The sequence below is a fragment of the Microbispora sp. CL1-1 genome (genome assembly GCF_012034195.1).
Classification (GTDB): Bacteria; Actinomycetota; Actinomycetes; order Streptosporangiales; family Streptosporangiaceae; genus Microbispora.
This window is the reverse complement of the sequence record NZ_JAATEK010000063.1, coordinates 1-26,426: the sequence shown is the minus strand read 5'-3', so window position 1 is coordinate 26,426 and position 26,426 is coordinate 1. Positions and strand designations below refer to the sequence as shown.

At 71.7% G+C, this 26,426-nt stretch carries 24 protein-coding genes and 1 pseudogene; 16 read left to right on the top strand and 9 right to left on the bottom strand.

The genetic code is table 11. From position 1 onward, the window contains the following. Window positions 1-36: 36 nt before the first annotated feature. Window positions 37-573: a TetR family transcriptional regulator gene (locus tag HCK04_RS38075; RefSeq protein WP_142652350.1), complete on the bottom strand. Its 537-nt coding sequence runs from the start codon at window positions 571-573 to the stop codon at window positions 37-39. Window positions 574-659: 86 nt separating this feature from the next. Here HCK04_RS38075 and HCK04_RS38070 point away from each other — a divergent pair, with 86 nt between their 5' ends. Continuing rightward, window positions 660-1,805 carry an FAD-dependent oxidoreductase gene (locus HCK04_RS38070; RefSeq protein ID WP_142652348.1) on the top strand — a complete coding sequence of 382 codons (1,146 nt, stop codon included), beginning with the start codon at window positions 660-662 and terminating at the stop codon, window positions 1,803-1,805. A 17-nt stretch (window positions 1,806-1,822) separates the two neighbouring features. Here the strand turns inward: HCK04_RS38070 and HCK04_RS38065 are convergent, their stop codons facing one another. Both HCK04_RS38065 and HCK04_RS44510 read right to left on the bottom strand, forming a co-directional pair. Continuing rightward, window positions 1,823-2,485, bottom strand: a complete 663-nt coding sequence (locus tag HCK04_RS38065) for a response regulator transcription factor (protein ID WP_142652346.1) — start codon at window positions 2,483-2,485, stop codon at window positions 1,823-1,825. After that, window positions 2,473-3,597 (bottom strand): histidine kinase, encoded by a 1,125-nt coding sequence (locus tag HCK04_RS44510; RefSeq protein WP_142652344.1) that lies wholly within the window; start codon window positions 3,595-3,597, stop codon window positions 2,473-2,475. The genes HCK04_RS38065 and HCK04_RS44510 overlap by 13 nt, the downstream gene beginning before the upstream one ends. Window positions 3,598-3,729: 132 nt before the next feature. Here HCK04_RS44510 and HCK04_RS38055 point away from each other — a divergent pair, with 132 nt between their 5' ends. Continuing rightward, window positions 3,730-4,752, top strand: a complete 1,023-nt coding sequence (locus HCK04_RS38055; RefSeq protein WP_142652342.1) for a hypothetical protein — start codon at window positions 3,730-3,732, stop codon at window positions 4,750-4,752. Between the two features lie 346 nt (window positions 4,753-5,098). Here the strand turns inward: HCK04_RS38055 and HCK04_RS38050 are convergent, their stop codons facing one another. Together HCK04_RS38050 and HCK04_RS38045 are read right to left on the bottom strand one after the other, a co-directional pair. Next, a complete protein-coding gene (locus HCK04_RS38050; protein WP_142652340.1) occupies window positions 5,099-6,346 on the bottom strand; it encodes a cytochrome P450 in 1,248 nt (415 codons plus the stop codon). A 26-nt stretch (window positions 6,347-6,372) separates the two neighbouring features. Beyond that, window positions 6,373-7,704, bottom strand: coding sequence for a glutamine synthetase family protein (locus tag HCK04_RS38045; protein ID WP_142652338.1), 1,332 nt, complete (start codon window positions 7,702-7,704; stop codon window positions 6,373-6,375). Between the two features lie 213 nt (window positions 7,705-7,917). On the opposite strand from HCK04_RS38045, the gene HCK04_RS38040 reads away from it, so the two are divergent. Beyond that, on the top strand, window positions 7,918-8,730 hold the full coding sequence (locus tag HCK04_RS38040) for an acetoacetate decarboxylase family protein (protein ID WP_142652336.1): 813 nt from the start codon (window positions 7,918-7,920) through the stop codon (window positions 8,728-8,730). A 100-nt stretch (window positions 8,731-8,830) separates the two neighbouring features. Here the strand turns inward: HCK04_RS38040 and HCK04_RS38035 are convergent, their stop codons facing one another. Continuing rightward, a complete protein-coding gene (locus HCK04_RS38035; RefSeq protein ID WP_142652334.1) occupies window positions 8,831-10,315 on the bottom strand; it encodes an APC family permease in 1,485 nt (494 codons plus the stop codon). A 160-nt stretch (window positions 10,316-10,475) separates the two neighbouring features. Here HCK04_RS38035 and HCK04_RS38030 point away from each other — a divergent pair, with 160 nt between their 5' ends. Next, window positions 10,476-11,048, top strand: coding sequence for a MarR family transcriptional regulator (locus HCK04_RS38030; protein ID WP_142652332.1), 573 nt, complete (start codon window positions 10,476-10,478; stop codon window positions 11,046-11,048). A 12-nt stretch (window positions 11,049-11,060) separates the two neighbouring features. Here the strand turns inward: HCK04_RS38030 and HCK04_RS38025 are convergent, their stop codons facing one another. Then, window positions 11,061-11,756: a gamma-glutamyl-gamma-aminobutyrate hydrolase family protein gene (locus HCK04_RS38025; protein WP_142652330.1), complete on the bottom strand. Its 696-nt coding sequence runs from the start codon at window positions 11,754-11,756 to the stop codon at window positions 11,061-11,063. Between the two features lie 106 nt (window positions 11,757-11,862). On the opposite strand from HCK04_RS38025, the gene HCK04_RS38020 reads away from it, so the two are divergent. From HCK04_RS38020 to HCK04_RS37995, 6 genes are read left to right on the top strand one after another with little or no spacing between them, the layout of a single operon-like run. After that, complete coding sequence (locus HCK04_RS38020; RefSeq protein ID WP_142652328.1) at window positions 11,863-13,317, top strand: aldehyde dehydrogenase; 1,455 nt, start codon at window positions 11,863-11,865, stop codon at window positions 13,315-13,317. Continuing rightward, the gene (locus tag HCK04_RS38015) at window positions 13,310-14,251 is read left to right on the top strand and encodes a catechol 1,2-dioxygenase (RefSeq protein ID WP_142652326.1); all 942 of its coding nucleotides are present in this window, start codon (window positions 13,310-13,312) and stop codon (window positions 14,249-14,251) included. The genes HCK04_RS38020 and HCK04_RS38015 overlap by 8 nt, the downstream gene beginning before the upstream one ends. Then, entirely contained in the window at window positions 14,251-15,096 is an 846-nt protein-coding gene (locus HCK04_RS38010) for a fumarylacetoacetate hydrolase family protein (RefSeq protein ID WP_142652324.1), read from the top strand. The genes HCK04_RS38015 and HCK04_RS38010 overlap by 1 nt, the downstream gene beginning before the upstream one ends. A 16-nt stretch (window positions 15,097-15,112) precedes the next feature. Continuing rightward, on the top strand, window positions 15,113-15,301 hold the full coding sequence (locus HCK04_RS38005) for a ferredoxin (protein WP_067173231.1): 189 nt from the start codon (window positions 15,113-15,115) through the stop codon (window positions 15,299-15,301). Next, window positions 15,268-16,497 carry an FAD-dependent oxidoreductase gene (locus HCK04_RS38000; protein ID WP_346776138.1) on the top strand — a complete coding sequence of 410 codons (1,230 nt, stop codon included), beginning with the start codon at window positions 15,268-15,270 and terminating at the stop codon, window positions 16,495-16,497. The genes HCK04_RS38005 and HCK04_RS38000 overlap by 34 nt, the downstream gene beginning before the upstream one ends. A 17-nt stretch (window positions 16,498-16,514) precedes the next feature. After that, the gene (locus HCK04_RS37995; protein ID WP_260617549.1) at window positions 16,515-17,936 is read left to right on the top strand and encodes an aminobutyraldehyde dehydrogenase; all 1,422 of its coding nucleotides are present in this window, start codon (window positions 16,515-16,517) and stop codon (window positions 17,934-17,936) included. Between the two features lie 17 nt (window positions 17,937-17,953). Here HCK04_RS37995 and HCK04_RS37990 read toward each other — a convergent pair whose 3' ends face one another. Continuing rightward, the gene (locus HCK04_RS37990; protein ID WP_142652320.1) at window positions 17,954-18,820 is read right to left on the bottom strand and encodes an alpha/beta hydrolase; all 867 of its coding nucleotides are present in this window, start codon (window positions 18,818-18,820) and stop codon (window positions 17,954-17,956) included. Then, entirely contained in the window at window positions 18,817-19,410 is a 594-nt protein-coding gene (locus HCK04_RS37985; protein ID WP_142652318.1) for a TetR/AcrR family transcriptional regulator, read from the bottom strand. The genes HCK04_RS37990 and HCK04_RS37985 overlap by 4 nt, the downstream gene beginning before the upstream one ends. 259 nt (window positions 19,411-19,669) lie before the next feature. On the opposite strand from HCK04_RS37985, the gene HCK04_RS37980 reads away from it, so the two are divergent. From HCK04_RS37980 to HCK04_RS37955, 6 genes and pseudogenes are all read left to right on the top strand, one after another. Further along, on the top strand, window positions 19,670-20,503 hold the full coding sequence (locus HCK04_RS37980) for a CPBP family intramembrane glutamic endopeptidase (RefSeq protein ID WP_142652316.1): 834 nt from the start codon (window positions 19,670-19,672) through the stop codon (window positions 20,501-20,503). Then, the gene (locus HCK04_RS37975) at window positions 20,500-21,654 is read left to right on the top strand and encodes a histidine kinase (protein ID WP_142652314.1); all 1,155 of its coding nucleotides are present in this window, start codon (window positions 20,500-20,502) and stop codon (window positions 21,652-21,654) included. The genes HCK04_RS37980 and HCK04_RS37975 overlap by 4 nt, the downstream gene beginning before the upstream one ends. Next, window positions 21,651-22,310 carry a response regulator transcription factor gene (locus HCK04_RS37970; RefSeq protein ID WP_142652312.1) on the top strand — a complete coding sequence of 220 codons (660 nt, stop codon included), beginning with the start codon at window positions 21,651-21,653 and terminating at the stop codon, window positions 22,308-22,310. Before HCK04_RS37975 ends, HCK04_RS37970 begins: the two co-directional genes overlap by 4 nt. A gap of 388 nt (window positions 22,311-22,698) precedes the next feature. Beyond that, window positions 22,699-24,462 (top strand): ricin-type beta-trefoil lectin domain protein, encoded by a 1,764-nt coding sequence (locus HCK04_RS37965; protein ID WP_142652310.1) that lies wholly within the window; start codon window positions 22,699-22,701, stop codon window positions 24,460-24,462. A gap of 161 nt (window positions 24,463-24,623) precedes the next feature. Then, window positions 24,624-25,649, top strand: a complete 1,026-nt coding sequence (locus tag HCK04_RS37960; RefSeq protein WP_142652308.1) for a LacI family DNA-binding transcriptional regulator — start codon at window positions 24,624-24,626, stop codon at window positions 25,647-25,649. 414 nt (window positions 25,650-26,063) lie between these two features. After that, window positions 26,064-26,426 (top strand): annotated as a pseudogene (locus HCK04_RS37955) (hypothetical protein); the annotation flags it as partial.

Sequence of the window (26,426 nt, the reverse complement as noted above, 5' to 3'; positions counted from 1 at the left end):
CTCCGCAGCACAGCCTCACTCGGTGAGAGCACGGCCTCACTCGGTGAGATAACGCTGGATGGTGGGACTCAGCCAGGCGACGAGCTCCTCCTCTGCGGCCGCCACCATCGGCGGAAATTTCAGGATGTAGCGGGACAGGGCCAAGCCCAGCAGTTGTGAGGCGACCAGGGAGGCCCGCAGGGGGGCGCGTTCCGGATCGCCGGTCAGGCTGACCACGAGCGGCATGACCTGGCCACCGAGAATCGTCCGCATGCGCTCGGCGGCGGCCTCGTTCGTCACGCCGGTACGCAGGAGAACCTGCAGGCCTTCGTCGGCCTCCCACTTACGCAGGAAGTGGCGCACCAGGCCGACACCGGCCTGGTCCGCGGGCAACTCCGGCAGCTCAAGGTCGAATTCGGCCGCGGCCGCGAACAGCTTCTCCTTGGTGCCGAAATAACGCATCACCATGGCCGGGTCGATCCGCGCGTCGGCGGCGATGGCCCTGATGGTGGCCTTGTCGTAGCCGTCGGCGGCGAAGCGTTCGCGGGCCGCGGCCAGGATCACGGCCTTGGTCTCGGCGGAGGATCGTCTCATGTCAACGATTGTAGGCCAACATGTGTTGACTTCCTACGCGCAGCGGGCTTACGGTCATGCCAACAACCGTTGACCAAGGAGACGCCATGAACGCCGAGGTGCTCATCGTCGGAGCCGGACCCGTCGGGCTGACCGCCGCGATCGTCCTGACCCAGCATGGCCGGAACGTCGTGATCGTGGACGCGCAGGAGGGCGGCGCCAACACCTCCCGCGCCGCCGTCGTGCACTCCCGCACGCTGGAAGTCCTGGAGCCGTACGGCGTGGCGGACCGGCTGGCCGCGCACGGCATCCACGCGCCGGTCTTCACCATCCGCGACCGCGACCGGGTGCTGCTGCCGGTGCCCTTCGACGGCCTGCCGACCGCCTACCCCTACACCCTGATGATCTCCCAGGCCGACACCGAGGCCCACCTGCTGGCCCGTCTGCACGAGCTCGGCGGCAAGGTGATCAGGCCCGCCCGGGTGAGCGGCATCGAGCAGGACGCCGACGGCGTCACCGCCACCCTGGACGACGGGCAGGTCATCCACGCCGCCTATCTGATCGGCGCCGACGGCATGAACAGCACCGTCCGCCAGAGCGCGGGGATCGGCTTCAGCGGCGGCACGTACGCCGAGTCGTTCGTGCTGGCCGACGTCCGGCTGTCCGGCGGGGTGCCCGACGACGAGGTCGTCCTGTACTTCTCGCCCGCCGGTCTGGTCGTGGCCGCCCCGCTGCCCGGCGGCCTGCACCGCATCGTCGCCACCGTGGACGAGGCGCCCAGGGAGCCCGGCATCCCCCTCGTCCAGCACCTGCTCGACACCCGCGGACCCGAGGCCGAGCCCGCGCGGGTGCAGGAGCTGATCTGGAGCTCGCGCTTCAGGGTCCACCACCGCATCGCCGACACCTACCGCCGGGGCCGCATCCTGCTGGCCGGCGACGCCGCCCACGTGCACTCGCCCGCCGGCGGCCAGGGCATGAACCTGGGCATCGACGATGCCGTACACCTGGGCGAGACGCTGGCCCGGGTGCTCGACGGCGGTCCGGACGGCCTCCTCGACTCCTATGCCGCCACCCGGCTCCCCCACGCCGAGCAGGTGGTCGCCCTCGCCGGGCGGCTCACCAAGCTCGCCACCGCCGCCGCGGGCCGCCGCGTGCTGCGCAACCTCGTCCTCGCCGTGGCCGGCCGCATCCCCACCGTCCGTACGCGGCTGGCCTGGCAGCTGTCCGGCCTGAACCGGCGGCCCGCCGCGTGAACACACGCCGCATGGACCTAGAGGGGGTTGTCGTGGGCGATGAGGGCGAGCTGGACGCGGTTGTCCAGGCCGGTCTTCGTGAGGATGCGGGAGATGTAGCTCTTGACCGTGCCGACGCTCATGTGAAGCTCGGCCGCGATGTCCGCGTTCGACGCGCCCCGGCCGACCGCGGCGGCGACCTCACGCTCGCGGTCGCTGAGCCGGGACAGCAGCCTGCGCGCGTCGTCGCGGCGGCGGTCCTCCGCCTCGGGCGCCAGGTGGGCGATCAGGCGCCGGGTCACGCCGGGCGACAGGATCGGCTCCCCCGCCGCGACGCGGAGCACCGCGTCCACGATGCCCTCCGGCGGGGTGTCCTTGAGCAGGAACCCGCTGGCCCCGGCGCGCAGCGCGCCGAAGACGTGCTCGTCGGCGTCGAACGTGGTCAGCATGATGACGTGGGGCGGGTCGGACCGCCGCCGCAGCAGCCGGGTGGCGTCGATCCCGTTCAGGCCCGGCATGCGGATGTCCATGAGCACCACGTCGGGCGCGTACGCGTCGACCGCGGCCGCGACCTCGGCGCCGTCGGCCACTCCGCCCACCACGACGAGCTCGTCGGCGCCCTTCAGCATCAGTGTCAGACCCGCCCTGACGAGCGGGTCGTCGTCCACGACCAGCACGCGTACGGCGCTCACACCGGCCATGGTAGCCAGACCGCCAGGCGGAACTCGCCGTTGTCCATCCCGGCCTGCTCCACCCGGCCGCCCGCCAGCTCGGCCCGCTCCCGCATCCCCGCCAGGCCGGCGCCCTCACCCCGGGGAGCGTGCACCACGGGGTTGCGCACCTCGATGGCGAGCCCCTGCTCCGGCCCGCCGTCGAGGCGGACGGTGACGGGCCTGCCCGGCGCGTGCTTCCTGGCGTTGGTGAGCCCTTCCTGGACGATCCGGTAGGCCGCCCGCGCCGTCTGGCCCGGCAGGCCGGGCAGGCGTACGCCGCCGTCGCGCATCTCCACCTCCATGCCCGCCTGCCGTACCTCCTCGACCAGTGCGTGCAGGTCCAGCTCGGCCAGGACGGGCGCCTCGCGGAGCACCGAGATGACCTGGCGCAGCTCCTGCAACGCCTGATGTGCGCTGGAGCGCACCACCGCGGCCGCCTCGACGACCTCCTCGGGGTCGGCCCGCGCGTTGAACTGCAGCGCCCCGGCGTGCAGGGCCAGCAGCGACAGCCGGTGCGCCAGCACGTCGTGCATCTCGCGGGCGATGGCCAGGCGTTCGGCGTGGCGGGCCTGCTCGACGCGTCGCCGCTGCTCCTCCTCGGCCCTGCGGACCCGCTCCTCCAGCGACAGCACCAGTTGACGGCGGGCACGCGCCAGCATCCCCCATCCGGTCAGCGCCACCCCGAACAACACCGCGACCAGCGCCCACACCGGGTAGGGCGCCAGCCCGGGCGGCCGCAGCCAGAACCGGGCCAGCGTCGCGGCCACCCACGCCGCACCCACCGCGATCGCGACGGCCGAGCGGCGATACAGAGCGGTCATGAGCGTGGCGATGCCGGCCGCGACCGACGCCGAGGCCGCGGGCACGGCCAGTGCCACGGCCACGAGCGCCATGGTGGCCGGCCACCGGCGCGCCAGCCACAACGCCCCGCACGCCACCGCACCGCCTGCCACGTCCACGGCGAGCCACCAGCCGGAGGCGGCGCCGAGGTCGCCGTGCACGACGACCGCCGCCGCGGCCAGCGCGCAGGCGACGCCCCCCACCCGGATGGCCCGGTCCCGCCGCGTCGTGGCCGGACCCGGCCGTACGTCTGCCGTCACGAACGCCCAGCGTAATGACGGCGGGCCCGCCGGCGGCAGCAACCAAAGTCGACTCCGGGTTGTCACCTGGGTTGCCACGGCCAGGCCCCGGGGCGGCAGACGTGCGCGGTGGGTGCGCAACACGCTGGGCGCATGACGGCGAACAAAGCGAACAAAGCGAACAAGGTGAACAGGACGCGCGGCCGGCTGGCCGCACTGCTCCTCGCGGTGATCACACCGCTCGTGGCCGAGTTCACCCTCGGCAACCCGCCGCTGCGCATGGCCTGGCTCCTGCTGCTGTGGATCCCGATTTACGGCGCGGGCGTCGTCCTGGTGCGCGAGCTCGTACGGCGGGCCGGGACGGGCTGGACGGGGGTGCTGCTGCTCGGGGCCGCGTACGGCATCGTCGAGGAGGGCCTGGCGCTGCAGGCGCTGAGCAGCCCCACGATCTACGGCGCCGCCGGGTGGGCCCCCCGGATCCTGGGCCTGAACAGCGCCTACGCCGAGCTGCAGATCCCCTATCACGCGGTGTTCAGCGCCGCGATCCCGATCCTGCTGACCGATCTGATCGTCCCGTCGCTGCGTGACCGGCCCTACCTGGGCAGGCTCGGCACCTGGGTGGCCGGGGCGGTCTTCGTCCTCGGCGCGCTGCTGCTGCGGGTGACGGTGGTGACGGCCATCGACCCCGGCTACGAGGCGCCGCCGGCGATCCTCGCGGGCTGCGCGGCCGCCGTGGTCCTGCTGACGGTGGTGGGGCTGCGGCCGAGGCTCCGCCAGGCCATGTCCCCGATCGGCCCGCCCTCGCCCGCGGCGGCCGGGGTGTTCGGCGCCGTGGCCGTCTTCGCATTTCTGGCCTCGCTGTTCCCGTTCGGCGGCGCGACCCGGCCCGCCTTCACCCACGGCGGATGGGTGATCGTTCCTATGTCGGCGGCGGCCGTGCTGGCGGTCGTCGTCGCGTGGCTCCTGCGCCGCTGGACGGCCGGCGGCCGGTGGACGGACCGGCACAGCCTCGCCCTGGCCTCCGGCGCCCTGATCGCGCACACCGCGTTCGGCCTGATCTCCAACACCGACACGGCGGCCGACCGCGTGGGCCTGGCGGCCGTCGGCGTGGTCATGACGGGACTGCTTGCCCTGCTGGGATTCCGCACGTCTCGGGCTGCTCATGCCGATCGGTGACCAGGGCGATACCGGACAGCGGGTACGCAACCATGCGAGGGCACGCAGGCCCTCACTCCCATCACCCTGGAGGTGTCTTCATGCGGAAGGACCAACAGGCAGGCCGGTCCCGGCGCCCGCGGGACGAACGGGCGCAGACCCCGGACCGCCCGGGCCATCGAGGTGACGCCCGGGCCGACGGCGATCCCCGGGACGTGAACGACACGTCTCTGGAAGACACGGCGGAGATCCCGATGGTCCTCGATGCCGATCACGAGATCCGGTAACCGTACGGCGCAGAGGAGCACAGCGGGGCCGGCGGGGCGGTGAGAGCCCGCCGGCCCCGCTGTGGGCCGTCCGGCGTGGGTCAGGCCAGGGTGACCGTGACCGGGAGTTCCTTGATGCCGTTGACGAAGTTGGACCGGACACGGCGAACGTCGCCCGCGAGCCTGATGTCGGCCAGGCGCGGCAGCAGCTCCTCGAACATGATCCGGATCTCCAGCCGGGCGAGGGAGTTGCCCAGGCAGAAGTGCGGGCTGCCCTTGCCGAAGGTGATGTGGTCGTTGTTCTCGCGCGTCACGTCGAACGCATAGGGGTCGGCGAAGACCCGCTCGTCGCGGTTGCCCGAGGCGAACCACATGACGACCTTGTCCCCCGCCGCGATCTTCTGGCCGTGGATCTCCACGTCCTTCGTCGCCGTACGGCGGAAGTGGTAGACCGGGGAGGCCCAGCGCAGGAACTCCTCGACCGCCGCCGGCATGAGGCCGGGGTTGTCGCGCAGCTTGGCGAGCTGCGCGGGGTTCTCGATGAGGGCCTTCATGGTGTGCGTGATGGCGTGGCGCGTGGTCTCGTTGCCGGCCACGACGAGCAGCAGGAAGTAGTTGTCGAAGTCGCGGGCGGTCAGCGGCTCGCCGTCCGAGGGGGTCTGGTTGACCAGCCGGCTGACCAGGTCGGTGCCGTCGCCGCCGCGGCGCTGCCGGGCCAGCTCGCGGCCGTACTCGAAGACCTCCAGGGACGCCGGGCTGCGGAACGGCAGGTCGCGATACTTCTCGCTCTCCTCGCTGTGCAGCAGGACGTCGGCGTAGTCGGGGTCGGTGTTGCCGATGATCCGGTTGCCCCAGTCGATGAGCTGCTGGGTGTCCCCCTCGGGCACGTCGAGCATCCGGGCCAGCACGTTGATCGGGAAGTCGGCGGAGACCTCCTTCACGAAGTCGAACGTGCCCTTGGCCAGGGCGGCGTCCAGCGTCTTGGCGGTCAGCCCGCGCAGGAACACCTCGTATCCGGCCACGGCCCGGGGGGTGAAGTCGCGCTGGAGCAGGCGGCGCAGGGACAGGTGCCGGGGGCCGTCGGTCTCCAGGATGGAGCGGCGGATGTCGGCCTGCCGGTCGTCCACCTCCTCCAGGTTCACGAACTTGGTGGAGGTGAACGTCTCGGCGTCGCGGTCGGCCCGCACGATGTCCTCGTGCCGGGTCAGGGACCAGAAGCCGCTCCCGTGCTCGCCCTCGTCCTGCCAGTGGATCGGCGCCTCGGCACGCAGCACATCGAACATGCGCCAGGGCGTCTCACCGTCGAGGAAGTTGTCAAGGTTCGCCAGGTCGACGTCGTCCGGGCGCATCGGCTCTCCTTCAGGGGAAAACGGGGTTACAGGTGGTAGGCGTACTCACGGAACTCCCAGTCGGTGATGAACTGGGTGAACCGTTCGACCTCGTTGCGCTTGTACGTGAGGTAGGCGGTGGAGAACTCCTTGCCGAGCACCTCGGCGAACGCGTCGTCGGCGGCGAGCGCGTCGAGCGCCTCGGACAGCGAGGAGGGCAGCAGCGGGGCCTTGCTCGTGTCGTAGCCGTAGCCCTCCAGCGGCGCGGGCGGCTCGACCCGGTCGCGGATGCCGAGGTAGGCCGCGGCGAGCAGTCCCGCGATGCCGAGGTAGGGGTTGGCCGACGAGTCGCCGAGCCGTACCTCGAACCGGCTGGCCGCGCCGCGCTCCGGCGGCACGCGGACCATCGCGCTGCGGTTGTCCAGCCCCCAGTCGATCAGCCAGGGGGCGAGCGTGTCGGGGCCGAAGCGCTTGTAGGAGTTCACGGTCGGGTTGAGCAGGGCCGCCAGCGCGGGCGCGTGTGCGAGCACTCCGCCGATCGCGTGCCTGGCCGTCTCCGACAGCCCGTACGGCCCCGCCGGGTCGGCGAAGACGTTGTGGCCCTCGGCGTCGGCGCACGACAGGTGGACGTGGAATCCGGAGCCGCCCTCGTCGTTGAAGGGCTTGGCCATGAACGTGGCCAGCAGTCCGTCGCGGCGGGCCAGCTCCTTGATGGCCGTCTTGAAGCGGAAGGCCCGGTCGGCCGCGCCGACGGCCTCGCTGTGGTGCAGGTTGATCTCGAACTGCCCGCTGGCGAACTCGTGGTTGCCCATCGTGACGCCGAGGTCCATCGGGCGCAGCGTCCGCAGCGTACGCAGGATGTGCGAGCTCCGGTCGCCCTTGGTGCCGGCGACGTACACGTTGCCCGGGGCGTCGTCGTAGCGCTTCCAGCCGGCTCCGTCGGGTTCGAGCAGGAAATACTCCAGCTCGGGACCGACCACTCCGGTGAGGCCCAGCTCACCGAGCCGGGCCGCGGCGGCGCGGACCACCTCGCGCGGCGCCTCGGGGAAGGGGGCGTCGGTGGCCGGGTCGACGGTGTCGCCGAGACAGGCCGCGACTCCCGGCTCCCACGGCAGCGGGACGAGCGTGGACAGGTCAGGACGGATGGAGACGTCCGGCAGGCCCTGGTCGAGACCGCCGGGCACGGGCACCACGTCGCCCTGCGGAGAGGTGTAGTAGACCGCGCGGCAGAAGGCGATGCCGTGCTCCACGACGTCGGGAAGCCGCTCGACCAGCACGTCCTTGCCGCGCTCGGTGCCGATGAAGTCGGGATAGCCGATCCTGACGACGTCTATGCCCTGGTCGGTGAGGCGCCGGACGGTCTCCGCCACCGGTTCCATATGCGCCCCGCCTCCTGCCACTGCGCCTCCTGCCACTGGGCCTCCTCAATCCTTCGCGAGGGCTTACCTCAGATCGTTTGGGGGCAAACAATACGCCCCGGGCCTCGCGGCCACAAGACCCTCGCCCACGAAACATATGCGCCAGAAGATGGTGACAATGCCCAGCTCAGCGCCTATCGTATGGGTCCAAATGATTGACGACAAGGAGGCGCAGTGGCGACGGTGCGCGGTTTCTACACGCCCAAGACGGCGACCGGGCGGTCCTCGCTGATCCCCGGGCCGCCCTGGTACTACTCCGGCGACCTGCTCACGGTGGAATACCGCACGGACCCCGCGAAGGTGGCCGCGCTGCTGCCCGAGCCGCTCGGCCTCGCCGAGGAGGACCCCGGCGCGGTGGCGGTGATCTGGGCCGACTGGCAGTCGTGCTCGCAGAGCCGCGAGGAGCTGCTCGACCCCGTGCGGGCGCAGTACAAGGAGTGCTTCGTCGTCGTCCGCTGCTCCTACCGCGGCACGACCTACTCCCGCTGCGTCTACATCTGGGTGGACAAGGACTTCGCCGTCGCCCGCGGCATCCACCAGGGCTACCCCAAGAAGCTCGGCTCGATCCACATGACCCGCCCGCATCCGTACGGCCTGGCCGCGCCGAGGATCGGCGCAGGCGGGGTCTTCGGGGCCACGCTGGCCGCCGCGGACCGCAGGATCGCCCAGGCGGTCGTACGGCTGCGCGAGCCGAGCGAGACCAACGGGTTCGTCAACGGCCACCCCATGGCCCATCACCGCTGGCTGCCGTCGATCGAGCCGGGCAAGGGCCTGGCCCTGGACGAGCTGATCGCCACCTCGGGCGCGTCGTTCGAGGGCGGCCAGGCGTGGGCCGGCGACGCCGAGATCGACCTGTTCGACGCCCCCACCGAAGAGTTGGCCGATCTCACGGTCGATGAGGTCGTCGGCGGCTACTACCGCCAGGTCGGGGTGAGCTGGAACGGCGGCACCGTGCTGGAGACCGGCACCTCCGGCGCCCTGCTCTGAGACGTCCGAAGATTCCCGCAGCAGGCCCCATACGGCAGGACCGCCCGCACCGCGATCGGTGCGGGCGGTCCTCGTCCGTCCGGGTGCGGCTTGGCCGCCGTCAGCCTTCCCGTACGGCGTCCGCGCCGTGGCCGATCCGGGCGTAGGTGCGCGGGCGGCCGGCCTTCAGATAGACGCCGTACGCGAGGCCGACGAGCCCGGCGATCAGCACGAGGCCGGGGATCAGCCAGTTCAGCACCGAGTCGGGCGGGGTGCCGAGCAGCGCGTCGAAGTTGACCACGGCGAGCACGAGCACGACCGCCAGCGCGGCCCCGGACAGCGCGGGCGCCACGACCCGGCTCCAGGCGCTCTCGCCGCGCCGCTCGCGCCGGAAGAAGCCGAGGACGGCGACCGAGGTGACCACCAGGAGCAGGATGACGCCGAGCGCGCCGAGGTTGGTGAACCAGTTGAACAGCGTGTTGGTCGGGTCGCCGCCGGACAAGCCGAACCCGATCACGACCAGCGCGGCGATGACCGTCTGGGTCAGCGATCCCAGGTGCGGCGAGCCGTGCCGGGGGTGGGCCAGGCCGAGCGCCTTGGGCAGCACGCCCTCGCGGCCGAGCGCGAAGAAGTAGCGGGCGACCGCGTTGTGGAACGACAGCAGGGCGGCGAACAGGGCGGTGACCATGAACGTCAGGGTCAGCGTGGCGAAGGCCGGCCCCAGCGTGTCGCCGCCGAGGACGAAGACGAGGTCGGGGCCGTGCTTTCCGGCGGCGTCGATGATGTTGCCGGCCCCGGTGCCCATCGCCATCGCCCAGGCGGTGAACGCGTAGAAGACGCCGATCACGGCGACCGCGATGTAGGTGGCGCGGCTGACCGTGCGGCGGGGGTCGCGGCACTCCTCGCTGTAGATCGCGCCGGACTCGAAGCCCATGAACGACGCCATCACCCAGCAGAACCCGGCCCCGACGGCGCCCGTGGTCAGCGCCCCCCAGGTGAACGGCTCGGCGGACAGCCCGGCCGGGGCCGAGGACACCTGGGAGATGTCGAAGGTGAGCACGGTGAGGCTCTCGCAGACCAGCAGGACGGCGAGGACCTTGGCGTTCAGGTCGATGCGGCGATAACCGAGGAAGGCGATGAGGGCGAGCGCCACGAGCGAGGTCACCCACCAGGGGATGTCCACCCCCAGCTCGGAGGAGATCAGGCCGGAGGCCGCGAAGCCGAACAGGCCGTACAGTCCGACCTGCATCGCGTTGTACGCCACGAGGGCCACGAACGACGCGCCGACCCCCGGCACCCGCCCGAGGCCCCGCGCGATGTAGGAGTAGAACGCGCCGGCGTTGGAGATGTGCCGGCTCATCGCCGCGTACCCCGCGGAGAACGTGGCGAGGACGGCGGAGAGGACGAGGTAGATGACGGGGACGCCGAGCACGCCCGACGTCGCGTAGCTCATCGGGAGCCCGCCGGCCGCGACGGTCAGCGGGGACGACGCGGCGACCACGAAGAAGACGATGTCCGGCACGCCGATGCGGCGGCGGGAGAGTTCGTGCGTGCCGGTTCCGCTCCAAGCGGTGATTCTTCCGGTGGCGATGGCCTCATCTGCCATGGAAACCTTCTCTCGGTGAGAGGACGGGTGAGGTGACCCGCGACCCGGTCACTCACTCCGCAAAGATCGTTTGAACCCGAACGACCTGCGGGTTTTCGCGGGATCGTACGTGTACAAATGAAGCTGACGCAAGAGTTGGACCCTGGAAGGGAGCCGGGACGTGCCCGCGCACTACTCGCTGTCCGCCACCGAAGAGGCGGTCAACCGCCGGCTCGGATCGATCCCGGTCAATCGCGAGGCGCTCGCCGCGGTCTCCAACCTCTACCGGGCGGCCACCGCCGTCCGGCAGCACCTGGAGAACTCCGCGCTGCGCGCGGCCGACCTCACCTGGAGCGCCTTCGTGGTGCTGTGGGTGGTGTGGATCTGGGAGGAGATCGAGACCCGGCACACGGCGGCCGAGGCGGGGATCTCCAAGGGGACGCTGACCGGCATCATCAAGACCCTTGAGGGGCGCGGCCTGATCGAACGCCGGCAGCATCCCGACGACGGCCGCCTCGCCCTGCTGCGGCTCAGGCCCGACGGGATCGCCTTGATGGAGAAGCTCTTCCCGGCGTTCAACGCCGAGGAGGCGTTCGTCGTCGAGGACCTGAGCCGTGAGGAGGCGCTGACCCTGGCGAACACGCTCCGCCGCATCGTCACCCACCTCGAGGAGAAGGGCGAGGAGCGGCGGGAGAGCCTGCACAGGGACACCCCCATGCCGCCCCGCCGCGGCGGCCGCCGCCGCGCGACCTGAGGACCCGGCCCCTCAGCGGCGAACCGCGGCGGCCTCGACCAGTGCGCCGAAGACGCGCTGGTTGACGGGGTCGGTCGCGGCGGTGTCCTCCGGGTGCCACTGCACGCCGAGGAACCATCCCCGCGGCTCGGTCAGCTCGGCGGCCTCGACCGTGCCGTCCTCGGCGTACGCGGCGGCCGTCAGGCCGTCCCCCAGGGACGACGCGCACTGGTGGTGGTAGCAGGACGCCTCGACCTTCTCCGCGCCGGTCACCTCGGCGAGCAGCGAGCCGGGCCGCACCCGCACCGGGTGCACGACGTGCCGGTGGTCGGGCTCCATGTGCTGGTGCAACCGGCCGCCGAGCGCGACGTTGACCACCTGGAGCCCCCGGCAGATCGCGAGCGTGGGCAGGCCGGTGGCCAGCGCGTGCCGGGCCGCCGCGAAGTCGAAGTCGTCCTGCTCGGCGTCCACGTCGTAGACCGCGTCGTGCGCCAGGCCCTCGCCGTACGCCGAGGGCGCGATGTCGCCGCCGCCGGGCAGCAGCAGGCCGTCGGCCACGGCCAGCCGGGCGGCGGCCTCGCCCGCGTCCACCGGGTGCATGAGGAACGGCTCTCCTCCGGCGCGGTAGACGGCGTCGGCGAGCGCCCTGGCCGTGACCACGGCCGCGTAGCGCAGCGCCGATGTGGTGGCGGCGAATCGGGACGGGATCGCGATGATCGGCCTGGCCATGCCATCTCTCCTCGAGACTTGTTTGCCTCCAAACGATAGCGTTTGTATTGACTCCTGAGCAGCCACGACTCTAAGTTGTTTGGTACCAAACGACTTGGAGGAGCGGATGGCGACTGTCGGGGATGTCACTGTCCACGAGGGCCACTGGATCGGCGGTGAACGGGTCGGCTCCGCCGCCGTGTTCGACGACGTGTCGCCCATCGACGGCCAGGTGATCGCGCGGGTGGCGCGGGGTGGCGCGGCCGAGGCCGAGGCCGCCGTGACCGCCGCGGAGAAGGCGTTTCCCGCCTGGGCGCGCACGAGCCGCGAGGAGCGGGCGGCGCTGCTGCACGCGATCGCCGACGGCGTCGAAAAGCGCCTGGAGCGGCTCGCGATCGTCGAGACGACGGACAACGGCGCGCTGCTGCGCTCGCACCTGCGCGGCGTGATGCCCCGGGTGGCGCACAACTTCCGATTCTTCGCCGACTGGCTGCTGAAGCTCGGCCACGACGACTTCGACACCCGGGGACACCGCAACCACGTCTCCTGGGACCCGGCCGGGGTCTGCGCGCTGATCACCCCGTGGAACGCGCCGCTCATGCTGGCCACCTGGAAGATCGCGCCCGCGCTCGCCGCCGGGAACACGGTCGTGCTGAAGCCGGCCGAGTGGTCGCCGCTGACCGCGTCGCTGCTGGCCGACATCACCGCCGAGGCCGGACTGCCCGACGGCGTGTTCAACGTCGTGCAGGGCTACGGCGAGGAGGCCGGCGCGCCGCTGGTCGCCGACCCCCGGGTGCGGCGCATCAGCTTCACCGGCTCGGTGCCGACCGCCCGGCACATCGCCGCCGCCGCGGCGGCCAACCTCACGCCGCTGTCGCTGGAGCTCGGCGGCAAGTCGCCGCTGATCGTGTTCGCCGACGCCGACCTCGACCTCGCCGTCGACCTCGCCGTCGAGCAGTACGACAACGCGGGCCAGGTCTGCCTGGCCGGCACACGGCTGCTGGTCCAGGAGGAGATCGCGGCCGAGTTCACCGAGCGGTTCGTCGCCAAGGCGAGCGCGCTGCGCCAGGGCGACCCGCGCGACCTGGCCACCGACATCGGCCCGCAGATCCACGCCGAGCACTTCGCGCGCGTCGACGGGTTCGTACGGCGGGCGATCGAGGCCGGGGCCGTCCCGGTGATCGGCGGCGGGCCCAACACCGACCTCGGCGGCCTGTACTACCGGCCCACGCTCTTCACGGACGTAGCCCCCGACAGCGAGATCGTCAACGAGGAGGTCTTCGGGCCGGTCCTCACGCTCCAGACGTTCCGCACCGAGGACGAGGCCGTCGAGATGGCCAACTCCACCAGGTTCGGGCTGGCCGCCACGCTCGCCACCGGCTCGCCCGAGCGGGCCGAGCGGGTGACCGGGCGCCTGGTCGCCGGCACCGTCTGGGTCAACTGCTTCTTCGTCCGCGACCTCCGCGCGCCCTTCGGCGGCTCCCGCCAGTCGGGCGTCGGCCGGGAGGGCGGCGACTGGAGCTTCGACTTCTACTGCGACGTCAAGAACACCGTCTTCGCACCGGGAGGCTGGAATGGGTGAGGTCGTCGGCGCGGGCATGCTCGCGCACGCCCCCACGATCATGCTGCCGCTCGAGGTCCGCAAGGAGCTCAACGAGGGCAAGGAGATCAGCATCGTCCCCGGGCTGCGCCGCCTGCGGGAGGAGGTCTTCGAGACCCTCGACTACGACACCGTGATCGTCTTCGACTCCCACTGGGCGACGACGGTCGAGTTCGTGGTCACCGCGCAGGACCGCCGCTCGGGGCTGTTCACCTCCGAGGAACTGCCGCGCGGCATGTGCCGCATTCCGTACGACTTCCCCGGCGACCCGGAGCTGGCCCGGCTGATCGCGTCGTACCAGGAAAAGCACGCGACCTGGATCACCGCGATCGACGACCATCACCTGCCGATCTTCTACGCGACCGTCAACCTGTGGAAATACCTCGGGGTCGAGGGCAAGCGGTGGATCTCCATCGGCATGTGCCAGACCGCGGAGACCGAGGACAACCTGCGGCTCGGCCGTGCGGTCGGCGACGCGATCGCGGCGAGCGACCGCAAGGTGCTGCTGATCGCGTCGGGGGCCCTGTCGCACGAGTTCTGGCCGCTGCGCCAGCTGCGCGCCCACGAGGCGAGCGACCCGGTGCACATCCGCAGGCCGGAGGCGCGGGCGGCCGACGAGGAGCGCATCGCGTGGATGCTCGCCGGCGACCACGGGCGCGTGCTCGACACGATGGACGAGTTCTACCGCTTCAAGCCCGAGGCGCGGTTCGGCCACTACCTGATGATGGCGGGCGCGCTCGGCGAGCACGACCTGACCGCCCCCGGCCGGCTCTACAGCGAGTATGAGAACGCCACCGGCACCGGCCAGGTGCACATCTGGTTCGACCGGCCCGAGGGCGGCTTCCCCCGGCCGCGGGCCACGGACGCCTCCAACGACCCCTACCCCTATCCGTTCCGCCTCGAAAGCGCCCGCTGATGGCCGAATATCGCAGGATTCTGCTCGACGGCGCGGCCGTACAGGTGCGCAGGGAGGGTGACGAGCTGGTCGGCGCGGACGGCCGCACGGTGGGCGTCGACGACGCCGTCCACCTGCCGCCGTGCGTGCCGTCGAAGATCATCGCGGTCCATCTGAACCACCGCAGCAGGGTCGAGGAGTTCATGACCTCGCTGCCGCCCGCCCCGACGTACTTCCACAAGCCGACCTCGGCGCTCAACGCGCACAAGGGCGCGATCGTACGGCCCGAGCGGTGCGAGTACCTCAACTACGAGGGCGAGGTGGCGATCGTCATCGGCCGTACCGCCCGCAACATCTCCCCCGGCGAGGCGGGCGACTACATCGCCGGTTACACGATCGGCAACGACTACGGCCTGCACGACTTCCGCGACACCGACGCGGGCTCGATGCTGCGGGTCAAGGGCTCCGACACGCTCTGCCCGCTCGGCCCCGGCCTGGTCACCGACTGGGACTTCCACGGCAAGCGGCTGCGCACGTACGTGAACGGCAAGGTCGTGCAGGACGGCTCCACCGACGAGATGGAGTGGGACATGCACTACCTCGTCGCCGACATCGCCCGCACGATCACCCTCTACCCCGGCGACGTGCTGCTGTCCGGCACCCCGGCCAACTCCCGCCCGGTGCAGCCGGGCGACGTGGTCGAGGTGGAGGTCGAGGGCCTCGGCAGGCTCACCAACCACATCGTCAACGGCCCGGTCCCGATCCGCGACGACTGCGGCGCGCAGCCGACCGAATCGGAGGAGGTCATCTCGACCGCCTTCGGCGGCGACTGGGAGTTCCGCGGCATCCGTCCCCCGAAGCGTTGAGAAGGAGTTTCAACCGATGAAGGTCATCGTCGACATGGACGTCTGCAAGGACCACGGGCAGTGCGTCTTCTCCGCCCCCGAGGTCTTCCAGATCAACGAGAACGGCCGGCTGGTCTACGAGGCCGAGCCCGACGAGTCGCTGCGCGACGCCGTCGAGGAGGCCGCCGACGTGTGCCCGCTGCAGGCCATCACGATCGAGGGCTGACCACCGTGGGGCAGCGCATCGTGATCGCGGGCGCCTCGATGGGCGGCCTGCGGGCGGCCGAGCGGCTGCGGGCCGCCGGGTTCGCGGGTGAGATCGTGGCGGTCGGCGACGAGCCGCACCTGCCGTACAACCGGCCCCCGCTGTCGAAGGAGGCGCTGGCCTCGGAGGTGACCCACGAGGCGCTGGCGTTCCGGCTCCGCCCGGCGGTCGCCGACGTGACCTGGCGGCTCGGCGTGCCGGTCGTCTCCGCCGACCTCGCCGCCCGTGCCGTACGGCTGGCCGACGGCACCGAGCTGGCCTACGACGGGCTGGTCGTCGCCACCGGCATGCGGCCCCGGCGGCTTCCCGTCCCCGGACCGGCGGCGGGCCGCCATGTCGTGCGCACGCTGGAGGACGCCCGCGCGCTGCGCGCCGAGCTCGGCCCCGGCGTGCGGGTGCTGGTGATCGGCGCCGGGTTCATCGGGTGCGAGGTCGCGGCCACCGCCCGCACGCTCGGCGCGTCGGTCACCGTCGTCGCGCCGGAGGACGCGCCGATGCGCCGCCCGCTCGGGGCCGAGCTGGGCGCGGCCCTGCGCCGCCGCCACGAGGCGCGCGGCGTCGCGTTCCTGCTCGGCCGTACGGTCAGGGCCTTCCTGGGCTCCGGCCGGGTGACCGGAGCCGAGCTGTCCGACGGCACCAGCCTCGACGCCGACGTCGTCGTCGAGGCGGTGGGCTCGGCCGCCAACACCGGGTGGCTGGAGGGCAACGGGCTCGACCTGTCCGACGGCGTGCTGTGCGACGAGGCGCTGCGCGTCGAGGCACGGCCGGGGGTGGTGGCGGTGGGCGACGTGGCCCGCTTCCCCAACCCCCGCTATGACGGCGTGCCGCGCCGGGTCGAGCACTGGAGCATCCCCACCGACACGGCAAAGCACGCGGCGGTCACGCTGCTGGCCGATCTCGGCCTCGGCGACCCGCCCGCCGGGCCGTTCGCCCCGCTGCCGACGTTCTGGAGCGACCAGTACGACCTGCGCCTCCAGTCGTTCGGAGCGCCCGTTTTGGGGGAGGACGACATCCGGGTGCTGGAGGGCGACCTCGACGGCGAGGTCGTCGTCGGCTACCACCGCGACGGCGAGCTGGTCGGGGTCGTGCTGGTGGGCATGGCCTCCGCCGCCGCCCGTTATCGCACCGCGCTCACCCGCGCCTCCGTGACCGTATGACCTGGGAGGAGACCGTCGTGGACACGTATCGCAATGTGATCGCCGGGGAGGCCCGCGACCCGGCCTCCGGCGAGTGGATGGAGCTGGTCGACCCCTCCACCGAGAAGGTGTACGCCCGGGCGGCCCGCTCGGGCGGCGCGGACGTGGACCACGCGGTCACGGCCGCCGCCGAGGCCGCGCGCACCTGGCGGCGGACCACCCCGGCCGAGCGTCAGCGGCTGCTTCTTGAGCTGGCCGATCTGATGGCGGACAACAGGGAGGCGCTGGCCGAGGCCGAGGTGCGGGCGACCGGCAAGCCGCGCGGCACCGCGCTGCGGGTCGACGTGGGCGGGGCGATCGACACCGTCCGCTATTTCGCCGGCGCGGCGCGGGTGCTGGAGGGCCTCGGCGCCGCCGAGTACGCCGAGGGGCACACCTCGTTCGTACGCCGTGAGCCGATCGGCGTCGTCGCCCAGGTGACGCCGTGGAACTACCCGCTGATGATGGCGGCCTGGAAGATCGGCCCGGCGCTGGCGGCGGGCAACACGCTGGTGCTGAAGCCGTCCGACACGACGCCCGGCTCGACCGTGCTGCTGGGCGAGCTGTGCGCCCGGGTGCTGCCGCCCGGCGTGGTCAACGTCGTGTGCGGCGACCGGGACACCGGCCGCACCATGGTCGCGCACCCCGGCGTGGAGATGGTGGCGATCACCGGCTCGACCCGGGCCGGCGCCGAGGTGATGGCGGCCGCGGCGAGCGACCTCAAGGACGTCCACCTGGAGCTGGGCGGCAAGGCCCCCGCGCTGGTCTTCGCCGACACCGATCTCGAGGCGACCGCACGCGGCGTCGCCGAGGCGGCGTTCTTCAACACGGGCCAGGACTGCACGGCCGTCACCCGCGTGCTCGTCGAGCGGCGCGCGTATGACGGGTTCGTCGAGGCGCTCGCCGAGGCGGCGCGGGCCCTCGCCGTCGGTGCCCCCGACGAGGGCGCGTTTCTCGGCCCGTCCAACAACGCCGCCCAGGCCGAGCGGGTCGCCGGGTTCCTCGACCGGCTGCCCGCGCACGCCCGGGTGGTCGCCGGCGGCGCCCGGCTCGGCCGTCCCGGCTACTTCTTCCCGCCGACCGTCGTCGCCGACGTACGGCAGGACGACGAGATCGTGCAGCAGGAGATCTTCGGCCCGGTCGTGACCGTGCAGCCGTTCGAGGACGAGGACGAGGCCGTCGCCCTGGCGAACGGGGTCGAGTACGCGCTCGCCTCCAGCGTGTGGACCAGGGACACCGGGCGGGCCATGCGCCTTTCCGCCGCGCTGGACTTCGGCGCGGTCTGGGTCAACTGCCACCAGGTGATCATCCCCGAGATGCCGCACGGCGGCTTCAAGCACTCGGGCACCGGCAAGGACCTGTCCCGATACGGCCTCGACGCCTACACGCGCGTCAAGCACGTGATGATCAGCCACGCCTGACGTCTCCGCGAGCCGGATCAGGTGGTCAGCACCGTGCGGAGCAGCTCGCCGAACTCGGCGGGGTGCGTGCTGAGCCCGGTGTGCCCGCCGGGGAAGTGGACGAGGTCCAGGCCGAACCGCTCGGCGAGGAAGGCGGCGGGGCGGTAGGGCAGTTCGCCCCGCGAGTCCGCCCCCGCGGCGAGCACGAGCCGGTCCGACAGGGCCTCCAGGCGGTCCACGTCCGGCCGGTACGCCATGAAGCTCGGCACGATGCGTCCGAGGAAGTAGGGCATGTCGGCCATCGTCCGCTGCGCCCGTGCCGCCGCCTGCGGGGGAAGCTCGGTCGCCGCCCCGGCGTCGGCGGGCTCGGTGGCCGCCCCTGCCTGTACGGGCTCGGCGCCGGGCCGTCTCAGACCGGCCGCGAAGACGGCCGCCGCGGGCATCAGCCCTTCCCGGCGGAACGTGTCCTGGACGCGGGCGAGCAGCGCGCGGTGGTCGGCGGCGTCCGGCAGCACCTCCACCACCGGCGGCTCGTGGGCCACGACGCGTTCGATCCGCTCGGGATGGGTGGTGAGCAGGTGCAGCGCGACGATGGCGCCCGAGCTGCAGGCGGCCACGCGGGCGGGCGCGTCCGGAGACAGCAGCTCCAGCAGCCGAAGCGCGTCGTCGGCGTGCCGCTCGACCCGCTGCTCGGCCTCCGGGTCGTCCAGCGGGCTGCGGGACAGACCGCGCGGGTCGTAGGACGCGACCGTGTAATCGGCGGCCAGGGCGTCGGCGACGCCGTCGAAGGAGGCCGCTCCGCCCGTGCCTCCGGGGATCAGCAGCAGGAGCGGCCCCGCTCCGCGCACCTCGTAGTGCAGGGTGGCGCCGTCCACGTGCAGGTGGCCGATGGCGGGGCCGGTCATGCCGGATCTCCTTCGTCGCGCGTGGGCCAGCGCTCCAGGAGGGTGTGCAGGGCGTCGAGGCAGCGGACCCAGGTGTCCTCCGCCGGGCGCGCGTGCGCGAACCCGCCCGCGGCCTCCAGGCTGGTGAAGCCGTGCAGCGTGCTGCGCATCAGCCGGACCGCGTCGGTCAGGTCGGGCTCCTCCAGCGCGTAGCCGCGCAGCATGCTGTAGGTCAGCTCGACGGCGCGCCGCGGGCCGGCCGCCTTCGCGGCGAGCTCGGGGTCGATCTGTATCGGGATCTGCGTCGCCGTGTATCGGCCCGGGTGGTCGTGCGCGTACTGCCGCCAGGCGTTGGCGTACGCCACCAGCGCGTCCTTCCCGGCCCGCCCGGCGGTCGCCTCCGCGATGCGGATGGTCTTCTCGTCCGCCGCCAGCAGCGCGATCCGCCCGCGCAGGTCCTCAAGGCTGCGGACGTGCGCGTAGAGGCTGGCGTCCTTCACCCCGAGTCGCCGCGCCACCGCCGACATGGTCACGTGGTCGAGCCCGACCTCGTCCGCCAGCTCGGCACCGGCGAGCGTCACCCGATCCGCCGTCAACCCGGCCCGCACCATGCGTATGCCGCCCTTCCGAAATGTTCCTAGGAGCCCTAGATTTTTCCTTGGACCCCAAGGTTTCCGTACGCCGGCGCGGAGCGCAAGCGGTTATCGCGCTGACGGCTCGCAGGCTCCGGGGGCGATCTCGGGCCTGGTTGTCCCCCGTGCGAGCTACCGGCGAATGTCCACCGCGCGGTGACGACTCCCGGCCGCCGGATCTTTAGCGTTCTCGTCGTAGCCGCGGCGCCCCGGCCGCGGAATCTCCGAAGGAGTCGTCATGCGACTGTTGAAGCAGCTCGTGGCCGTCGCGGTGGTCGCCTTCGCCGGCGGCGCGCTCGTGGGCGCGGTGCAGGGAAACGCGTTCGTCACCCTGGTCCTCGGTCTCGGGACAGCCGTCCTCGCGGTGGTCGTGTACGCCCGGGTCGTGCGGTGGTCCGAGCGCCGCACGCCCGTTGAGGTGGCCGGGAAAGGCGCCGTCCCCGCGGTCGGCCGGGGGCTGCTGATCGGGGCCGGAATGTTCGCGGCCGTGATCGTGAACCTCGCCTTCCTGGGGTACTTCCGGATCGACGGCCTCGGCTCGGTGACGGGCGCGATCGGGCTGCTCGGCTTCATGGCCGCCGCCGCCGTGACGGAGGAGCTGCTCTTCCGCGGCGTCCTGTTCCGGATCGTCGAGGAACGGACCGGCACGTGGATCGCGCTCGGGCTGTCCGGGCTGGTGTTCGGCCTGATGCACCTGGGCAACGAACACGCCAGTCTGTGGGGCGCGATCGCCATCGCCGTCGAGTCCGGCGGCATGCTCGCCGCCGCCTACGCCGCCACCCGCACCCTGTGGCTGCCGATCGGCGTGCACTTCGGCTGGAACTTCGCCGAGGCCGGCATCTTCAGCGCCGAGGTCTCCGGCAACGGTGCGACGCACGGGCTGCTGAACAGCGTGACGTCGGGCCCGGCACTGCTCACCGGCGGCGACTTCGGGCCGGAGGCGAGCCCGTACGCGGTCGTGTTCGGCGCGCTGCTGACGATCGTCTTCCTGTGGCTGGCCCGTCGTCGCGGCAACCTGGTCCCCCTCCGGCGGCACGCCCGGGCCGCCGCGGCCGCTACGCTCTCCCAGTGATCGATTTCCGGCGGGTCCCGGATCTGTGGATGCGGTTCGACGTCACGGTCCGGGATTCCTCGTTGGCGCTGTTCCTGGCCGCCACGTCACTTATGCCGGCGGTGCGCAACTACGGGACACAGCTCGGCGACCTGCCGACCCGCCCCCTGGACGCGGCGGCCGCCCTCGTGATCGCCCTGGAGTGCCTGCCGCTGGCCGTCCGCCGGCGGTGGCCGGCCGTCTGTCTCCTCCTGGTGTCGCTGGGCTTCGCCCTCGACCAGCTCCTCGCGTACCACACGGCGGGGGGCACCGCGCTGCCCATCGCGCTCATCAGCTCGGGCCTCCATCTGGAACGTCACCGGCGCGTCATCATGGCCCTGCTCTCCGCGGCGTACGTGCCGCTGGCGGTCGCGCTCGACCGGAGCGGCTCGCCCGAGCAACTGGACGGCTATGTGACGTTCTTCCTGGCGCTGGTCCTCGCATGGGGGGCCGGGGCCTGGCTGCGCTCCGCCCGGGCCGCCGAGGCCGAGGCCCGCCTCCGCGTCGCCGAGGCCACCCGCGCCGCCGAACGCACCCGCATCGCCCGCGAGCTCCACGACGTCGTGACCCATCACGTGACGGCGATGGTCGTACAGGCCGAGGCGGCACGCTATCTGACCGCCGCGCCCGAGCGTCTCGACGCGGCCCTCACCGCCGTCACCGACACCGGCCGGCGAGCCATCTCCGACCTGCGGCGCCTGCTCGACCTGCTCAACCCCGACCACGACAGCGACGTCAGGTTGCCGTCCGTCGGCGAGCTCCGCACGCTGGTGGAGCAGACCCGCCGGGCCGGGCAGCCAGTGGAGTTCACCGAGGAGGGCGAACCGGCCGAATCCACCGGCAGCGCCGAATTCGTCGCCTATAGGGTCGTGCAGGAATCCCTGACCAACGCCCTCAAATACGCCCATGGCAGCCGCACCGAGGTCCGGGTGCGCTACGGCGAGAAGGAGATTTACGTGGAGGTCGGCACCGACGGCTCCGGCTCGCGGACCGGCGCCCCCGGTGGGAGCGGGCGCGGTCTCGCCGGGCTCCGCGAGCGGGTCGACGCTCTGGGCGGCGAGTTCAGCGCCGACCGGCAGGCGGGCGGCGGCTTCGTCGTACGGGCCCGCATCCCCGCGGGGAGCCCGTCATGACCGCGCCGGTCCGGGTCCTGGTCTGCGACGACCAGGCGCTGATCCGCACCGGGTTCGCGACGATCATCGACGCGCAGCCCGACCTCGAAGTGGTGGGCGAGTGCGGGGACGGCCGCACCGCGGTCGACCTCGCCCGGCGGCTGAACCCCGACATCGTGGTGATGGACGTGCGCATGCCGGTGCTCGACGGCATCGAGGCGACCCGCCTGCTGGCCGGCGCGGGCGTGGAGAATCCCATCAAGGTGCTCGTGGTGACGACGTTCAACCTGGACGAGTACGTGTACGAGGCGCTGCGGGCGGGAGCGAGCGGGTTCCTGCTCAAGGACGCCCCGCCGGCGCAGCTCCTGCACGGCATCCGCACCGTCGCGACGGGCGCCGCGCTGCTGGCGCCGGAGGTGACGCGGCAGCTCGTCGGCAGATACGCGGCGCGGATCCGTCCGGCCGAGGGCACATCGGACGACGTCGCGCTGACCCCGCGCGAGCTGGAGGTGCTGCGCCTCATCGCCGACGGCCTGTCCAACAGCGAGATCGCCGCGACGCTGGTCATCAGCCAGGAGACCGTCAAGACGTACGTGTCGCGCATCCTCACCAAGCTCGGCCTGCGCGACCGCGTGCAGGCCGTGGTCTACGCCTACCGCCGGGGCCTGGTCACCTGAGACGCGTTATTGCGATCCGTCCGATAGCGCGATCTTTTGCCCGTCTGGAGTGGATATGTCTGCACTGATCCGGTGAGCACCTCGAACCGCCCCCGGCCCACACTCCAGGACTCTGATCTCCTGTCCTGAACGGGAACCCAACCGGCGAACCGATTCGAAACACGCCGCTGAACTGGGGGTTTCGCGCCTCGGCGACAGGAACCTCGCCAGGACCGGTCGCAGGACATATCCCGTTCATGTCTGCGATACACGCAATTGACATGCCTTCCCACGTGAATTTACGCTCATTGCGAATCGATTCGACATCGTCGCCTGCGTTGAGACCACCCTTCGCTTCACCCCGACCGCCGGACGGCGTGTTCCCCACCCCCCGTCGAAGGAGTCACGAGTGAACAGCACCTCACGTCGGCGGCGCGGCCGCCGCGGCCTGGCCGCCCTGTTCTCCGCCGCGGCACTCGTCGCCGCATCCGTCCTCGCGACCGCCGCACCGGCTCAGGCCGCCGACGAGTCCATCACCGTCGATTTCTCGGTCGCGGGCGGATCCCCGACGTACCGGGCGTCGGGGTGGATCTACGGCATGAGCGAGAACGCGGCCAACCCTCCGGACAACTACTTCACCGATGTGAAGTTCCGGTACATGCGCGCCGGAGGCGCCCAGCTCGACAGCCCCGGCGGCTGGGTGTCGGGCAAGTACGACCGCAGGTGGAACGCCACCCGCGCCCAGTTGCTGCGCACGCGGTCGCTCGGCGGGGAGTTCGTCCTGCTCGTGCACGACCTATGGGGAGCCGACGGCTACCCGATCTCCCGCTTCCCCGGCGACAACGGCGACTGGACCGACTACGACAACTTCCTGACCCGCCTGATCGACGACGTACGGGCGACCGGCGCCCCGGTCCAGTGGGACCTGTGGAACGAGCCCAACATCACCCTGTTCTGGAACCGTCCGCAGTCGCAGTATTTCGAGATGTGGAAACGCGCCTACCAGCGCATCCGTGCCGCGTTCCCCTCCCACCTGATCGTGGGCCCCAGCCTCGCGGGCGTGCCGTCCACCAGCGGCTGGTGGACGCAGTACCTCGACTACGTCAAGGCCAACAACGTCGTTCCCGACATCGTCAGCTGGCACTCCCTGCCCGGGGACCCGGTCACCAACGTCGCGACGGCCGACACCACGCTGAACTCCCGCGGCATCGCCCATCCTCGCCCGTACCAGATCAACGAGTACGGCGCCTCCAACGAGCAGAACCCGGCCGACGGCGCCTGGTACATCGCCCGGCTGGAGCGCGCCGGGGCCGACGGACTGCGCGCCAACTGGGCGGGCGGGAACAACCTGCACAACGACCTGGGCAACCTCCTCGTCCACAACTCCTCCGGCCAATACCAGCCCAAGGGCGAGTGGTGGGTCTACCGCTTCTACGGCTCCCAGACCGGGCAGATCGCCGCCGTCACCCCGAGCTCCAACTACGACGCCTTCGCCACCAAGGCGAGCGGGAACGCCAAGGTCCTCGTCGGCGGCGGACGCACCACCGGCACCATCACCGTCAACCTGCGGCGCCTGGACACCACCGGCGGCATCGTGCAGAACAACCAGGCCCGCGTTCTCGTCGAGCGCATCCCCTACAACGGCGGCGGCGCGGTCCAGGGACCGGTCACCGTCCAGGACACCGTGGTGACCCTGTCCGGCAACGGCACCACCGTCAACCTTCCGCACACCGCCATCGACGACACCTTCACCATCACACTCCTGCCGCCCTCAACCGGCGGGGGATCGACGTCGGCGTTCCGCAACGTCAACGCCGGCCGCTGCCTCGACGTGCCGAACCTGTCGCAGACGAGCGGCACCCAGCTCAACCTGTGGGACTGCAACGGCCAGACCAACCAGCAGTGGACGTACACCTCCTCCCGGCAACTGCAGGTGTACGGCACCAGGTGCCTGGACGCCGAGGGCGCCGGAACCGCGAACGGCACCAGGGCGATCATCTGGGACTGCAACGGTCAGGCCAACCAGCAGTGGAACGTCAACGCCGACGGCACCATCACCGGCGTGCAGTCCGGCCTGTGCCTGGAGGCGAGCAACTTCGGCACCGCGAACGGCACCAAGGTGCAACTGTGGTCCTGCACCGGCACGACCAGTCAGAAGTGGACCCGGAACTGATCGTCTTCCCCATGGGATCGAACCGATTCGGAGGACCGCGAATGAACGGATCGCGCACGTCACCGAGGTCGCGCGGACCGTGATCTGAGCCATGGTCGTCGATCCGTGCGCTCGATTCGACTTACGATGTGCATGTCGGTCGGACGAGGTGAGGAGCGCCGGTGAACATCGGGGAGATCGCCAAGCGGTCGGGTGTGGCGCGCAGCACCGTCTCGTACGCCCTCAGCGGCAAGCGCCCGGTGTCGGAGGAGACGCGCCGGCGCATCCAGGCGGTCATCGATGAGCTGGGCTACCGGCCCAACGCCGCGGCAAAGGCGCTCAAGGAGGGCAGGACCCACACCATCGGCCTGGTCATCCCGCCCGCCAGCCGCCGCCTGACCGACATGCAGCTCGGGTTCGTGGCCAGCGTCGTCGACGCCGCCGCCCACGCCGACCTGGACGTCCTGCTGTCACCCTCCGGGGGCGAGCACGACCGGTCGTTCGAGCGCGTGGTCGGCGGCAGACGCGTGGACGGGGTCATCGTCATGGAGATACGGCTGGAGGACGACCGGGTGACCCGCCTGCGGCAGGCCGGGCTGCCCTTCGTCGGCATCGGCCGCACCAGCCGGCCCGAGGAGATGTCCTGGGTGGACATCGACTACGAGAAGCTGATCGCCAACTGCGTCCACCACCTTGCCGACCTGGGTCATCGCCGCATCGCCCTGGTCAACCGCTCCGAGGAGCTGGTGGCGGCCGGATACGGCCCCGGCCACCGCGCGCAGGCCGGTTTCGCCCGCGCGATGGCCGAGCGCGGTCTCGACGGCGTGCAGACCTGCTGCGCCGACGACGCCCAGTCGGGGGTGTCCTGCGCCGAGCGGCTCCTCGGCGAGCATCCCGATCTGACCGCGATCGCCACCATCAACGAGGCCGCCACTCCCGGGATGTATCACGCGCTTGCCCAGGCGGGCCTGGTCGTGCCTCGCGACTTCTCCATCGCCGGCGTCGCGGCGCGGGACTGGGCGGAGAACCTGCACCCTCCGCTCACGGCCGCCGACGTCCCCGCGGACGAGCTCGGCGCCCGCGCCGTCGACATGCTCATCCGGCTGATCGCCGACCCCGCCACCCCCCACGGCCATCTCCTGGTCGCGCCGCCCATCTCCCTGCGAGGCACGACCGGACCCGCCCGCGCGCGCGGCCGCCGTTCCTGACGGCCGGACGCCGGCCCGCGCCCGCCACACGAAACATGCCCCGGCCGGACGCGGATCCTTTCCTGACCCTTCACGAGACTCCGGCCTGCCAGCTGGGCATTCTCGGATGACGTTTCCTCACCCCCGGCAGATCGGCGCTGCCGGCGCACAACCACCCGTCGATGTCGTGAAATTTTCACATCTGGCCGCTCGTGGTGATCGGGCCCGCCCTCGTCGCGGCAGATGAGGCGCATCGACAGCCCGGGGAGACCGGCCCGGGCCGACCGGGAGCCTTGACGCGGGGTCGGCCGTCGTATTTGCTCCGCCGCACCACCACCTACATCAACACCGAGAGAGGACAGTCCCGTAAAGCAAAATGTTAGCGCTAACAACCCGCTTGATCGTCGTCCTTCCCGCACTATCCCAGGAGCATTCATGAAGATCGCATCCCTTCTGCGCCTGGTCGGCGCCGCGTTCATCTCTCGCAACATGCTCGGCGGACACGCGGCGGCGGCGACCGCCCGTACGTGGAGACGCCTGTCGGCCGCGGCGCTGCTGGCCGTGAGCTTGGCGGTGGCGGGCACGCTGACGAGCCCGGGGGTCGCCGTCGCGGAGTCGAACGGCGGGGTGCGGGTGATGCCGCTGGGCGACTCGATCACCGAGGGCACGCAGGTGCCCGGCGGCTACCGGATCGGGTTGTGGCAGCGCCTGGCCTCGGGTCGCTACACGATCGACTTCGTCGGGTCGCAGTACAACGGACCGGGCAACCTGGGCGACCACGACCACGAGGGACACCCG